Annotated in this window: 11 protein-coding genes; 9 read left to right on the plus strand and 2 right to left on the minus strand. The window is 72.2% G+C overall.

The annotated features are described in order from the left end of the window. Window positions 1-14 precede the first annotated feature (14 nt). Window positions 15-344 carry a hypothetical protein gene (locus tag ABD817_RS10460; protein ID WP_344917603.1) on the plus strand — a complete coding sequence of 110 codons (330 nt, stop codon included), beginning with the start codon at window positions 15-17 and terminating at the stop codon, window positions 342-344. A 358-nt stretch (window positions 345-702) separates the two neighbouring features. Here the strand turns inward: ABD817_RS10460 and ABD817_RS10465 are convergent, their stop codons facing one another. After that, window positions 703-1833 carry a glycosyltransferase family 4 protein gene (locus ABD817_RS10465; RefSeq protein ID WP_344917605.1) on the minus strand — a complete coding sequence of 377 codons (1131 nt, stop codon included), beginning with the start codon at window positions 1831-1833 and terminating at the stop codon, window positions 703-705. 72 nt (window positions 1834-1905) lie between these two features. Between ABD817_RS10465 and ABD817_RS10470 the strand changes: the two genes are divergently transcribed. Genes ABD817_RS10470 through ABD817_RS10480 form a run of 3 tightly spaced genes read left to right on the plus strand, consistent with a single transcriptional unit; the run spans window position 1906 to window position 7275 of the window. Further along, a complete protein-coding gene (locus tag ABD817_RS10470) occupies window positions 1906-2727 on the plus strand; it encodes a PIG-L deacetylase family protein (RefSeq protein ID WP_344917606.1) in 822 nt (273 codons plus the stop codon). Window positions 2728-2781: 54 nt separating this feature from the next. Continuing rightward, window positions 2782-3843, plus strand: coding sequence for a lysylphosphatidylglycerol synthase domain-containing protein (locus tag ABD817_RS10475; protein WP_344917607.1), 1062 nt, complete (start codon window positions 2782-2784; stop codon window positions 3841-3843). A 60-nt stretch (window positions 3844-3903) separates the two neighbouring features. After that, complete coding sequence (locus ABD817_RS10480; protein WP_344917608.1) at window positions 3904-7275, plus strand: ATP-binding protein; 3372 nt, start codon at window positions 3904-3906, stop codon at window positions 7273-7275. A gap of 149 nt (window positions 7276-7424) precedes the next feature. Here ABD817_RS10480 and ABD817_RS10485 read toward each other — a convergent pair whose 3' ends face one another. Next, window positions 7425-8003, minus strand: coding sequence for a hypothetical protein (locus ABD817_RS10485; protein WP_344917609.1), 579 nt, complete (start codon window positions 8001-8003; stop codon window positions 7425-7427). Between the two features lie 169 nt (window positions 8004-8172). Between ABD817_RS10485 and ABD817_RS10490 the strand changes: the two genes are divergently transcribed. From ABD817_RS10490 to ABD817_RS10510, 5 genes are all read left to right on the plus strand, one after another. Further along, window positions 8173-8718: a DedA family protein gene (locus tag ABD817_RS10490; protein WP_344917610.1), complete on the plus strand. Its 546-nt coding sequence runs from the start codon at window positions 8173-8175 to the stop codon at window positions 8716-8718. A gap of 43 nt (window positions 8719-8761) precedes the next feature. Next, window positions 8762-9775: a D-alanyl-D-alanine carboxypeptidase family protein gene (locus ABD817_RS10495; RefSeq protein WP_344917611.1), complete on the plus strand. Its 1014-nt coding sequence runs from the start codon at window positions 8762-8764 to the stop codon at window positions 9773-9775. Between the two features lie 139 nt (window positions 9776-9914). Then, on the plus strand, window positions 9915-10562 hold the full coding sequence (locus ABD817_RS10500; protein WP_344917612.1) for a GntR family transcriptional regulator: 648 nt from the start codon (window positions 9915-9917) through the stop codon (window positions 10560-10562). Between the two features lie 144 nt (window positions 10563-10706). Continuing rightward, the gene (locus tag ABD817_RS10505) at window positions 10707-11387 is read left to right on the plus strand and encodes a cysteine hydrolase family protein (protein ID WP_344917613.1); all 681 of its coding nucleotides are present in this window, start codon (window positions 10707-10709) and stop codon (window positions 11385-11387) included. A 3-nt stretch (window positions 11388-11390) separates the two neighbouring features. After that, entirely contained in the window at window positions 11391-13070 is a 1680-nt protein-coding gene (locus tag ABD817_RS10510) for a SulP family inorganic anion transporter (protein ID WP_344917614.1), read from the plus strand. Window positions 13071-13168: the final 98 nt, after the last annotated feature.

Genomic DNA, 13168 nt, shown 5'->3' on the forward strand with positions numbered 1-13168 from the left:
CCGCTCTCATATCGATGACCGCCGCCTGCGGCGCGTCCGCCAACAGCGCGGTCTGCACCGAGGCCTCGTGGTCGAAGCCCTTCGCGGACTTCAACACCGCCGCCACGGCGAGCGCCGGTGACCTCGGCAAGTTCAACGACGCCACCGCCAAGCTCGCCGCCGACCTCAAGGCGCTGGCGGGCACGGCCGACGGCGAGGTGGCCACCGCCCTCACCGACCTCGCCACGTCGTTCGAGTCGGTCAAGATCGACGCGAGCGACCCGGCCGCGGCCGCCGCGGCCGCCGGGTCGCTGACGACGAAGGTCCAGGAGGCGAGCACCAAGCTCGTCGCCGCCTGCTCCTAGGGACTGTTTTGTGGAGCTTCGCCGTTGCGAGGATCGTCCGGGTGAATGCCCCGCACGGCGGAGGAGGAGTCCATAACGGAGTCATGGGCGACGACGACAACGCCGCTGGGCGACCGCGGTAGGCGAAAAGATCCACAAAACAGGCCCTGGGACACCCCGGACCCGTGCCTCCTGGTGACAGAAGGCACTCCGGGTACGGCCGCCGCTCCGCCTGCGGGGGGCAGTGCGGCGCGGCGGCCGTACCGACGATCCCCACCGAGCTCCATCAGGCCCCCGCCACCGCACGGCGGGGGCCTCACGCGTTCCCGGCCGCTCTCGTACGCGTTCGCATGGGAGCCTCGTACGAGGCCGGACCCGGTCAGGTCCGGCCGGCGCGGGCCTGCTCGTAGCAACGTTCGAAGCCTTCGAGCACCGCGGGCCAGGAACTGCGGACGGGCTCGGTCTCCCGGTTGTTCGCCGCGATCGACTCGCGCAGCTCACGGTCGCGGACCAGCCTGGCCACCGACGCGACCAGCTCGTCGAACGTCCCCCCGAGGAGTCCCTCCTTGCCCGGCCGTACGAAGTCGGCCACCCCGCTCTGCGCGCGCGCCACCACCGGCACCCCCGCCGCCCTCGCCTCCAGCGCCGCCAGCCCGAAGGACTCACGGGGCGCGGGGGCGACGAACACGTCCGTCGAGGCGAGCAGCTCGCGGATCCGGTCGCGGCTGTAGCGGCCGGGGAGCGAGACCCAGCCGGTCATGCCGTTGGCCCTCAGGTAGCGCTCCATCTGCGGCCGGGCCGGGCCGTCCCCGACGACGGTCGCCCGCATCGGCGTCTCGGCGGGCACCTGGGCGCGGGCCTCCCGCAGGAGCCTCAGCAGCCGGACCGGCTGCTTGCGGGGCGCGAGCCGCCCCACCGCGACGACGTGCACCGGCTCGGGCCGTACGGAGTCGGCGGGGAGCGGAACGGGAGCCGGGGGACGGGGGGCCGCGCGCCAGCCGGAGAGGTCCAGGCCGTTGGAGACCACGTGCACCGGCACGCCCGGCCCGGCCACCGCGCGGATCGGCAGGGCCGCGGCCTCGCTCACCGCGGTGCCCACCAGCCCCCAGCGATGCCACCCGAACAGCAGTCGCAGCCCCCGGTAGAGCGCCCGCGTGACCGGATCCCACATGCTGTGCACGGTGACGACCACGGGCAGGCCCGCGCGGGTCGCCGCCCGCACGCCCATCCAGGCGAACGGGGAGACCGCGCCCGTGTGCACGTGCACCACATCGGGGCGCCGCGCTCGCATCAGGCGGAGCAGGTGTCCCGTCCCGAACGGGTGGACCGGCAGGTCGAAGGGGAGTCTCGCGACGATCCTGCGCACCCCGGGAAGGCTCTCCCCCGGGGTGGCGGTCGCCACCTCGACGTGGTGGCCCGCCTCGCGCTGCGTCCGGATCAGATCGGCGACCTGCACCTCGATCCCGCCGAGACGCGGCAGGTAACAGTCACTGATGTGGAGGATCCTCACCGTGCCAGCGTAGACCCGCGTGAGATCATGCCTGCGTGCCCCGCGAGGGCGCGTCCGAGTCGCGCGAACGGAGTGAGCCTGATCAGCAGCGTCAAGACAGCAGTGTTCTTCCATGCCCATCCCGACGACGAGGCCCTGCTCACCGCGGGCACCATGGCGATGCTCGCCGCCGAGGGCCACCGGGTGGTGCTCGTGGTGGCGACCTCCGGAGAGCGGGGCCAGGCCGACCTCGAACCCGGTGAGGCGCTGGGCGCCGCCCGGATGGCCGAGCTGTACAAATCGGCCGCGGCACTCGGCTGCGCCCGCGTGGTGAACCTCGGCTACGGCGACTCCGGGCTCGCGCCCGGCGGCGGGATCGCCGACGACCGGCCCGACGACGCCTTCATCGACGCCGACGCCGAGGAGGCCGCCCGGCGGCTGGCCGCGATCCTCACCGAGGAGAGGGCCGACCTGCTGACGACCTACGACCCGGCGGGCGGCTACGGCCACCCCGACCACGTCCAGGTGCACCGGGTCGGCGGCCGGGCGGCCGAGATCGCGAAGACCCCGATCGTGCTGGAGGCCACCGTCAACCGCGACCCCCTGCTGCGGGGGCTGCGGCTCGCGAGGAGGTTCTACCCGCAGCTCGACATCCGGGCCTTCGAGCGGGCGTACTCCCCCGGCGACGCGATCACCCACCGGGTCGCCGTGCGGCGCTTCGCCCGCCAGAAGCGGGCGAGCATGGCCGCCCACGCCTCCCAGGCCACCGGCGCCGACACCCGCACCCTCGGGGTGATGCTCAAGATCCCCCAGCCCCTTTACCGCCTCGTCTTCGGCACCGAGTGGTACGTCCGCCGGGACGCCCCGCTGGGCTCCCGGCTGAGGCACCCCTTCGAAGTTCCTCCGAAAGGATGAGCCCGGGACCGGCAGACTTGGTCGGGGGTACCGGATGACGAGCGGGCGTGTCGCATGAAGAGCAGGTTGTTCCAGGTAGGGCTGTCGGTCGTGTCACTGGCACTCGCCGCCACGCTCGTGTTCCTCATGCCCCAGCTCGTGGCCGCGCTGACCGGCAAGCACGTCTCCTGGGCGCAGATCGGCGCGCAGTTCGCCGCGCTGGGGGCGCGGGAGGTCGCGCTGATGACCGCCGTCTGGCTGCTCAGCCTCCTCGCCTACACGTTCGTGCTCACCGCCTCCCTCCCCGGGCTCACCCACACCCAGGCCCTGATGCTGAACGCGGGCGGCAGCGCGGTGAGCAACCTGCTCCCCTTCGGCGGCGCGGCGGGGGTGGCGATGACGTTCGCGATGACCAGGGGGTGGGGTTTCCCCGCGCGGGCGGTCGTGGTCTCCACGCTGACCACCGGCATCTGGAACACCCTGTTCCGCTTCCTGCTGCCCGCGGTGGGCATCGTGGCCCTGCTGTTCAGCGGGCAGCCGCTCAGCTCCTCGGTGACGAGGGCGGGCTGGGCGGGCGTGCTGTCCATCCTGGTGCTGGTCGCCGTGGTGACCGTCGCCCTCTACTGGGACCGTGCCGCGAACGTCCTGGGCCGCGGCCTCGACGCCCTGACCCGCCTGCTCCCTCGCCGGATCCGTCCCGGCGGGCACGCCGCCTCCGAGGCGCTGACCAAGTTGCGGACCGACACCTCCGAGATCGTGCGGCACCGCTGGGCGGGGCTCACGCTGGGCATGGTCTTCTTCCTCGGCTTCCAGTGGCTGATCCTCGTCGTCTGCCTGCACGCGACCGGCGCCTACCCCGGCCTGGCGCAGTCGATCGCCGCCTTCGCCCTGTCCAGGGTGTTGACCACGGCTTTGGTGACTCCCAGCGGTACGGGGATAATGGAGGCCGGAACCATCGGCGCGCTGGTCTTCTTCGGTGCTCCCCTGGACTCCGCCACCGCCGCCGCCCTCCTTTTCGGGTTCTGGACCTACACTGTCGAAATCCCCTTCGGCGGGCTGGCGTTGGGGGCGTGGACTTTCCTGCGCAGGCGTGAGAACGCCGCGACGGCCCCTGAAAAGGAGTCGATCAGCCGCTAGATTGGGAAATACGAAATACCTTGTATGCGATTGGAAGGCCCGCATAGCGTGGCGGCTGACATGGTGGCGTTCCGAGTTCTCGGCCCGGTCGAGGCGCATTCCGGTGAGGACGAGCTCGACCTGGGCGGGCTTCGTCAACGTGCGGTCCTGGCGCGCCTGCTCGTCGCGCGCGGGCAAGTCGTTCCCGTCGACTCCCTGCTGTACGACCTGTGGGACGACGACGCGGCCAAGGGCGCCCAGTCGGGCCTTCAGGTCTACATCTCCCGGCTGCGCAGGGTGCTGGAGCCGGGGCGTCCGCGCGGGGGTCCCAACCGGCTGCTGGTGACCGTGGCCTCGGGCTACGCGCTGCGCGCCGCTCCCGACCAGGTCGACGCGCTGCGTTTCGAGACGCTGGTCCGCACCGCGGGAGAGCAGCTGGAGGGCGACGACCCCGCCTCCGCGCGGGCCCGCCTGGAGAAGGCCCTGGGCCTGTGGCGCGGCACCCCGTACTCCGACTTCGCCGACCAGCCGTGGGCCGAGGCCGAGGTCAACCGGCTCACCGAGCTGCGCCTGGTGGCCCGCGAGCGGCACGCCGACAGCGGCCTGCGGATGGGTCTGCCCGCCGAGTCGGTGCCCGACCTGGAGGCGCTGACCACCGAGCACCCGCTCCGCGAGGAGGGCTGGCGGCTGCTCGCCCTGGGCCTGTACCGCTGCGGACGGCAGGGCGACGCGCTCGCGGCGCTGCGCCGGGCGCGCACGATCCTCTCCGACGAGCTGGGCATCGACCCGGGCCCGGCGCTGCGCAAGCTGGAGTCCGACATCCTGTCCCAGGATCCCGGCCTGCAGCTCGCCGCCCCGCCGCCGTCCAGGCAGCGCCAGCAGGTGGCCGCGGAGACCTGGCCGCCCAGGCCCACGGTGGCCCAGGTGGAGCTTCCCCCGCTGGAGCCGGAGCCGTTCGTCGGCCGAGACGCCGAGCTGGGCAGGCTCACCACCGCCGCGGCCAGGACCGGCCGCTTCACCGTCGCGGTCATCAGCGGCGACGCGGGCGCGGGCAAGACCACCCTGGTCCGCCAGCTCATCAGGCGGCTGTCCGACGACGGGTGGGGCATCTCCTCCGGCGCCTGCCCCGACAGCAGCGCAACTCCTCCCGGCTGGGCCTGGGTGGAGATCCTGCGCACCCTGGTGAACGCGGCCGGGCCCGGCGAGTACGCCTCGCTGCTCGCCCCGCTCCTCGACGACGCGGCTCCCGAGCCCGACGACGACCAGGCCTCCGGCGGGTTCCGGCTGCACCGGGCGGTGGGCGGCTACCTCGCCGCCGTCGCCAAGGAGACGCCGATCCTGCTCACCCTGGAGGACCTGCACTGGGCCGACGACCAGACGCTGGCGCTGCTCCGCGCGCTGCCGAGCCTGCTCGCCACCAGCCGGGTGCTGCTCGTGGTGACCTGCCGCGACAGCGAGCTGAGCGACCAGCAGGCCGACGTGCTGGCCGCGCTGGCCAGGCTCGGTCCCGTCCGGGTCGGCCTCACCGGGCTCGACACCAAGGCGGTGGCGGAGCTGGTCAGGGCGACCTGCGTCCGCGAGGTCGACGAGGACGCGGTCAACAGCATCGTCGAGCGCACCGGCGGCAACCCCTTCTTCGTCCGCGAGACGGTGCGCCTGCTCGACGCCGAGGCGGTGAGCGACCGCGCGACGGCCGCCGAGGTCATCTCCGGCGTGCCCTCCGGTGTCCGCGACGTGCTGCGCAGACGCGTCTCCCGGCTGCCCACGATCGCCCAGCAGATCCTGCTGCAGGCCGCGGTGATCGGCCGCGACGTCGACGTGGACGTGCTGGTCGACGTCTCGGGCGACGAGGAGGCCGTGGTCGACGCGGTGGAGGCGGCGCTGCTCGCCGGCCTGGTCACCGAACCCGGCCCCGGCATGCTGCGCTTCGACCACGACCTGGTCCGCGACACTCTTTACTCCGACGCCTCCCGGCTGCGCCGCTCCCGGCTGCACGCCGCGGTGGCCTCGGTGATCGAGCGCAGGAACCCCGGCGACGTGGCCGCGCTCGCCCACCACTACGACTCGGCGGGCACCAGCGAGACCGCGGGCAAGACGGTGCACTACGCGGGACTCGCCGCCGAGCAGGCCGAGCGGCGTTTCGCCCACCGCGAGGCGGCCACCCTGTGGGAGCAGGCCATCGTCGCCTTCGACAGGTCGGGCATCACCCACACACCCGACAGCACCAGGGAGCGGCTGCTGCTCACCCTGCGGCTGATCAAGGCGCTCGCGCTCTGCGGCGACATGGCCGCGGCCCGCAGGCGGCGGCGCGAGGCGATGGACGCGGCGCTGCCCCTGGGCAACCTGGAGCTCACCGCCCGGGTGGCCGCCTCACTGGCGGTGCCGCACAAGGGCATGGCCCGCGACTTCACCCGCACCGCCTGGGAGATCGTCGACGTCGCCGAGCAGGCGCTGGTCGAGCTGCCCGCCGGTGAGCAGTCGCTGCGGGCGAGCCTGCTCGCCACGCTCGCCCTGGAGCTGGAGGGGTCGGCGACCCCCCGGGGCGAGCAGGCCTCACTGGAGGCCGAGGAGCTGGCCCGCCGCTCCGGTGACCCCGCCCTGCTGGCGACCGCGCTGAGCGGGCGGCTGCGCCAGTCGTACGGCATCACCCCGGTGGGTGAGCGCGAGGTCATCGGCAGGGAGCTGCTGGAGGTCGGCAAGACGACCGGGCAGATCTCGGTGCAGGCCCTGGCCCACCTGGTGCTGATGGAGTGCGCCGCCGCCTCGGGCGCGTTCGCCGAGGCCGACGCGCACGTGGCCACCGCCGAGCAGCTGGCCAGGCAGTACGGCCTGTCCGCTCCTGCCTCCGTGGTCGCCTGGTACGCCGGGCAGCGCCTGATGATCGCCGGTGACTTCGCCGGGGCCGAGCGCGCCTACCGCGACGCCGCCCGGCTGACCGCGAAGGCCGGGATGCTGGAGGGCCGCCAGGACCTGCCGCTGATCACCACGTTCTGCCTGCACCTGGTGAACGGGCGGGCCGCCGAGATGGTCGAGCCGCTGGCCGAGGCGCACCAGCGCGGGGCCAAGTGGACCCTCGACGCCTACGCGGTGGCCCTCGCCTCGGCGGGCCACCACCGCGACGCGCGGGCCGTCATCGCGGTGAAGACGCCCGTGCGCCCCGACTTCCTCTACGAGCTGGCGATGATCTGGCGGGCCCTGGCGGGCATGCTGCTGGACGACCGGGAGCGGATGATCGAGGCGTACGACACGCTGAAGCCGTTCGCCGACCGGATCGCGGGCGCCGGAACCGGGGTGGTGGCGCTCTGGCCCGTCGCCCTCACCCTGGGCGACCTGGCGCTGCGGCTGGGCTTCGCCGACGCGGTGAAGCCGCACTACGAGAACGCCCTCGCGGTGGCTGAGCGGGTCGGCGTGGACCGGTGGGTGGAGGCGGCCCAGCGCTCCCTCGGCGGCTGACAGGTCCCGGTGACCGGGCCTTCCCGGGGGTCACCCCTTCCCGGGTGCGGGCTCTCTTCACGGAAGTGGGCTCTTCGCGGGGATCGACTCTTCGCGGTGGTCGGCTCTTTCCCGAAGGCGGCTCTTCCCGGGCCGTCTCCCGGGAAGGATCAGCAGCTGACGAGGAATTTCTCGCTGCGCAGCGGGGCGTCACCGGAGACCGACAGCACGACGCGGTACCAGCCGGGGTTGTTGACGACCCTGGGCTGCCACTCGACGATCTGGCTCTCGCCGCCGAAGCCGGACCCGGTGCCCAGGTAGGTCTGCCAGCGGCGGCTGCCGGGGCTCCAGCGCTCCAGGCTCCAGCCGTAGGAGACCGCGGCCCGGGGGTCGTCGTTCTCGACGAGGCTCCGGGCCTGGTACGGCCTGTCGCAGGGGCCGAGCGCGTCGGCCGCGCTGACGATGACCGTGCCGGGGGCCGTGAGCGCGGCGGGGGCCTGCTCCACGGTGGCCGGGACCCGGGCCGAGATCTGGGCCGAGATCTGGGCCGTGGCGGGCATCGATCGCGATGACAGCTCCACCGTCCGCGTCGGCGCCTGCGCCGCCGCGTCGGCCGGCCGGGCCGGGGTGCCGTACGTGGCCTCCACTCCCAGGTAGGCTCCGGCGAAGGCGAGGGTGGCGATGAGCAGCTTGACGACGTTCGCGGTTCCACTCGCCACCATCGGCGCCACACTGCTACGCGGACTCATGACAGACACCTTTCTTCGTTACCCCAAGGTGTACGCCCCGGTTCTTGCTCCGGAGTTGACGTCCGCTTGCAGGCGGGGTGCCCAAAAGGGGTCCGCCATGCCGATTCAGGTAAGCCTGCCCTAATATCGAGTCAAGGCAGGTGGGACGACCGTGGTGGTGATGTTCAGAATGCGACCTGTTGTGGCGGGCATCCCCGACCCGACCTCCGCGTCCTTCCTGGGCATGCCCCTGTGGCTGTGGGTGATCGTCGGCGGCGTGGCCCTGTTCGGCGCGTTCCAGGCCTACTACTGGATCGGCCACGTCCTGGGTTCCAGGCTCTACACCTCGCGCCTGGGCACCAAGATCGGCCAGGAGAACATCACCCGGGTCGAGAACGTCGTCAGGAAGTGGGGCGCGCTCGCCGTCTACGCCTGCTTCTGGGTGCCGGGGCTGCGCCACACGCTGCCCTGGGTGGCCGGGGTGCTGCGGATCTCCTACCCCTGGTACGTCGTGGCCAGCGCGCTCGGCTGCCTGACCTGGGTGCCGGTGACCTCCTTCGGCCTGTACTCGGTGATCTGGGGCTGGCTGGGCCTGGCCGCGCGGTCGCCGCTCCTGGCGGGCCTGGCCGCGCTGCTGGCGGTCGCGGTGGTCGTCGGGTTCGTCCGCTGGCGCCGCCACCGGGCCGCCCGCCGCGAGGCGGAGAAACACCCGCCGCAGATGCCGACTTTTCAATAGCCAAACCGACAACTTCCGTATATCGGCGGCATCCTCTGTCAGCATGGCTCGCATGCATCACGGGGGAACATCTCTCACAGCCCGCGCCGCGCTGGTCACCGCGGTCACCCTGGCCACCGCGTCTCCGGCGCCCGCCCTGGCCTGGGGAACCTCGGCACCCTCGCTGACCGGCGGCTCTCCGGCGCGCGTCCTCGCCACCGGGTCCACGGCGTCCGTCCTCACCGCCGCTCCCGCCGCACCCGGCGCGCTCACCTTCACCGCCGCGCCCGCCGGGGAGCGGCGCGCCTCCGTGCCCTCGGTGCCCGGACGGGCCGCGTACCTGTACGACGCGGACACGGGAACGGTCCACCTGAGCAAGCAGGCGGGAAAGCGGATGCCGGTGGCCAGCCTGACCAAGGTCATGACGGCGTACGTCATCCTCAGGGAGGCGAAGCTGGACGACACCGTCACGGTCCAGGCGGCGGACGTACGGCACGCGGCGGCGAACGGCGCGACGCACGCCTCCCTGCGCGCCGGGGAGCGGCTCACCGTCAGGGACCTGCTCTACGCGGTCATGCTCCCCTCGGCGGCGGACGCCTCCCACGCCCTGGCCCGCGTCTACGGTCCGGGCATCACGAAGTTCGTGGCGAAGATGAACGCCACGGCCCGTTCCATGGGACTGGCCGACACCCGGTACGCCAACGCCGACGGCCTGCCGAAGCCGAGTCCCGGTTACTCCACCGCCCTGGACCAGGCGAAGCTGGCCGACCTCGCGCTGCGCGACCCGGTGCTGCGGATCATCGCGTCCACCAGGCGCCACGTCGTGGCGAAGTCCAAGGTGCACCGGGCGCACGTCTGGACCAACTCCAACAAGCTGCTCGGCAAGGCGCCCGGCGTGATGGGTCTGAAGACCGGCTACACCAGCGCCGCCGGATACTGCCTGTCCTTCGCCGCCGACCGCGACGGCCACCGGCTCGTCGGCGTCATCCTCGGCGAGTCCAACGCCGACCGGCGCTTCCAGAGCGCGACGCGGCTCCTGGACTGGGCGAGCAAGCAGGGCGTGCTACCGGAGCTGTGAGAACGGGAGGTGGCGTCCTCCTCCGCCGCCGAAGGCCGGGGGGCAACCCGGCCGCACCACCCTCCCGCACGTCCCCGCACGTCGGAATCCGGCCGTTCTCTGAGAGAGTTTGTTCCACACGTCGAGAGGAGTTGGACGGGTGGAACCCGATGGGGAGCTGAAACACCCCAGCCTGGTCGAGCTTTCGATGCGACGGCTCCGTCACGAGATCCTCTCCGGTGCCCTCGCGCCGGGCGAGCGGCTGATCGAGGAGCAGCTCACCCAGCGGTTCGGCATCAGCCGGGCGCCGCTGCGCGAGGCGCTGCGATCGCTCGGGCAGCAGGGGCTGGTGGAGCACCTGCCTCGCCGGGGAGCCCGCGTCACCGAGCTGACCGGGGAGGACGTGGACGAGCTGTTCGGCCTGCGCGACGTGCTCGAACGCTACGCGGTCGAGACCGCGCTGCCGCTGTCCGGCGCGCACGGCATGACCGCGCTGGCCGAGGCGCTCGAAGGCATGGCGTCGGCGGTACGGCTGGACGACCCGTTCGGTGAGAACGAGGCGCACCGGCGTTTCCACGTCGCGCTGGTCGCGCTCGCGGGCCACCGCCAGCTGCTGATGGCGTACGAGCCCGTCATCCTGAAACTGCAGCTCTACATGGCCGCCAACCTGCGCAGGGAGGCAGAGCAGCGGGCCCCGTCCGAGGGGGTGGAGCGGCACCGGCGGCTCTTCGAGGCCATCGCCTCCGGCGATCCCGCCGTCGCGATCGACGCCCTGTCCCGGCACGGGGCGCGCACCTACATCGGCTGAACACCCGGCCACCGGAGGGCGTGCGCCGGACGGCACGATCACGCTCCGGTCCGGCACGCTAACAGTGACGTAACCGGATAGGAAAACCACCGACACAATTCTGTCGACAATCGACAAAAGGAGGATCCGAGGAACGGAGTCAACGTGTCCGATCCGCTTCTCGTCGAGGCCGAGCCGTACGCGTACGGATTCGATCCGCGACACACAGCGCTGCTGCTCATCGACATGCAACGGGACTTCGTCGAGCCCGGGGGTTTCGGGGAGACCCTGGGCAACGACGTGTCCATGCTGCGGCGGGTCATCCCGCCGCTCCAGGAGGTGCTGGCCGCCACCCGCGCGGCGGGGATGACCGTCGTCCACACCCGCGAGGGGCACCTGCCCGACCTGTCCGACTGCCCGCCCGCCAAGCTCAACCGCGGCGCGCCGTCGCTGCGCATCGGGGATCCCGGCCCCAGGGGACGGATCCTGATCCGCGGCGAGTACGGCCACGACATCATCGACGAGCTGGCCCCCGCCGAGGGCGAACTCGTCGTCGACAAGCCCGGCAAGGGCTCCTTCCACGCCACCGACCTGGACCGGACCCTGCGGGCCGCGGACATCCGCAGCCTGATCGTCACCGGCGTCACGACCGAGGTGTGCGTGCACACCACCGTCCGCGAGGCGAACGACCGGGGGTACGAGTGCCTGGTCCTGTCCGACTGCGTGGGCTCGTACTTCGCCGAGTTCCAGCGGTACGGGCTCGAAATGATCGCCGCCCAGGGCGGCATCTTCGGCTGGGTCGCCCCCTCCGGCGGCTATCTCAAGGCACTCGAAACACGGAGCTGACCGATGACCACGACAACCGACCCCGTCAAACTCAAGCTCCCCTGGTGGGTCAGCGGGGACACCAACGCCTTCTTCGGCCTCGGCTTCAACGTGATGGTCAACGTACTGGTGCTGAGCGGCCTCTGCCTCGGGGTCGTCCACCTGCCCGGCTCCGACGTCTTCGGCGTCATCCTCCCGGCGATGGGCATCCAGCTCCTGATCGGCAACGTGTACTACACCTACCTCGCCCGGCGGCTGGCCCGCCGCGAGAACCGCACCGACGTGTGCGCGATGCCGTACGGTCCCAGCGTCCCGCACATGTTCATCGTCGTGTTCGTGATCATGCTGCCGACCTACCTGGCCACCAAGGACCCCCTGCAGGCCTGGGTGGCGGGGCTGGCCTGGTGCTTCATCATCGGCGTCATCGTGCTGATCGGCGCCTTCGTGGGTCCGTACATCCGCCGCTTCACCCCCAGGGCGGCGATGCTCGGCACCCTGGCGGGCATCTCGATCGCCTTCATCTCGATGCGGCCCGCCGCGCAGATGTGGGAGGCGGCCTGGATCGCGCTGCCGGTGCTGGTGATCATCATGGTCGGCTTCTTCACCGACCTGAGGCTGCCGGGCAACATCCCCGTCGGGCTCGCCGCGCTGCTGGCCGGTACCGCGATCGCCTGGATCGGCGGCTACATGAACCCCGCCGACGTGGGCGCGGCCGCCGAGAACATCGCGGTGAGCCTGCCGTCGCTGAACCTCGACCGCCTCCTCGAAGGACTCGGCCAGGTCTCGCCGCTGCTGGCCACCGCCATCCCGCTGGGCATCTACAACTTCACCGAGGGCATGAGCAACGTGGAGAGCGCCGCCGCCGCGGGCGACTCGTACAACCTGCGCTCGGTGCTCCTGGCCGACGGCGCGGGCGCGGTGGTCGGCTCGATGCTGGGTTCGCCGTTCCCGCCCGCCGTCTACATCGGTCACCCGGGGTGGAAGTCCGCGGGCGGCCGTACGAGCTACTCGATGGCGAGCGGCGTCGTGATCGCGCTGTTCTGCTTCCTCGGCATGTTCGCGCTGCTCGGCGCGGTGCTTCCGGCGCCCGCGATCGTGCCGATCCTGCTCTACATCGGCCTGCTCATCGGCGCCCAGGCATTCCAGTCGGTGCCGAAGGCCCACGCGGTGGCCGTGGTGATCGCGATCATCCCCAACATCGCCTCCTGGGCGCAGGGCTACATGGACAACGCGCTCGCCGCCGCGGGGACCAGCGCGCGGGAGGTCGGGTACGACACGATCGCGCAAAGCGGGACGGTCTACGAGGGAACGGCCCTGCTCGGCGGCGGCGCCGTGCTCGCCGGTCTGGTGCTCGGCTCGATCACGGCCTTCGTCATCGACCGGTCGTTCCTGTGGGCCGCCGGGTACGCCTTCGTCGGCGCGGCCCTGGCCTTCATCGGCCTGATCCACGGCGAGCGGGTCGAGTGGAACGCCAACGGCCAGGTCTCCCTGGGCTACCTCTTCGCGGGACTGATCCTGCTCGCCTTCGTCCTCCTCAAGCCCAAGCCGTCGGACGAGGCACCGAGCGAGACAACGAGCGGGACACCGACAGGGACACCGAGCGAGACGCCGACTGGGACACCGGAGGAGACGCCGGACGTCACCGGCGAACCCGGGCGGACCCCCGCGAGACCCGTCTCCGCGGAGGCCCCCGCCACCCCGTGAACGACACCCCGTGAACAGCACTTCGTGAACGGCACTTCGTGAACCGGCCGGCACCGGCTCGCGAACCGCTCCGCACCCCCACGTCCTGCGTCCCCGCC

Source organism: Streptosporangium oxazolinicum (assembly GCF_039537505.1).
GTDB classification, from domain to species: Bacteria; Actinomycetota; Actinomycetes; order Streptosporangiales; family Streptosporangiaceae; genus Streptosporangium; species Streptosporangium oxazolinicum.

Excerpts from the sequence above, each read along its gene's own strand:
- ABD817_RS10460 (WP_344917603.1), top strand. The coding sequence starts at position 15 with ATGACCGCCGCCTGCGGCGCGTCCGCCAACAGCGCGGTCTGCACCGAG.
- ABD817_RS10475 (WP_344917607.1), top strand. The coding sequence starts at position 2,782 with ATGAAGAGCAGGTTGTTCCAGGTAGGGCTGTCGGTCGTGTCACTGGCA.
- ABD817_RS10480 (WP_344917608.1), top strand. The coding sequence starts at position 3,904 with ATGGTGGCGTTCCGAGTTCTCGGCCCGGTCGAGGCGCATTCCGGTGAG.
- ABD817_RS10485 (WP_344917609.1), bottom strand. The coding sequence starts at position 8,003 with ATGAGTCCGCGTAGCAGTGTGGCGCCGATGGTGGCGAGTGGAACCGCG.
- ABD817_RS10490 (WP_344917610.1), top strand. The coding sequence starts at position 8,173 with ATGCGACCTGTTGTGGCGGGCATCCCCGACCCGACCTCCGCGTCCTTC.
- ABD817_RS10495 (WP_344917611.1), top strand. The coding sequence starts at position 8,762 with ATGGCTCGCATGCATCACGGGGGAACATCTCTCACAGCCCGCGCCGCG.
- ABD817_RS10510 (WP_344917614.1), top strand. The coding sequence starts at position 11,391 with ATGACCACGACAACCGACCCCGTCAAACTCAAGCTCCCCTGGTGGGTC.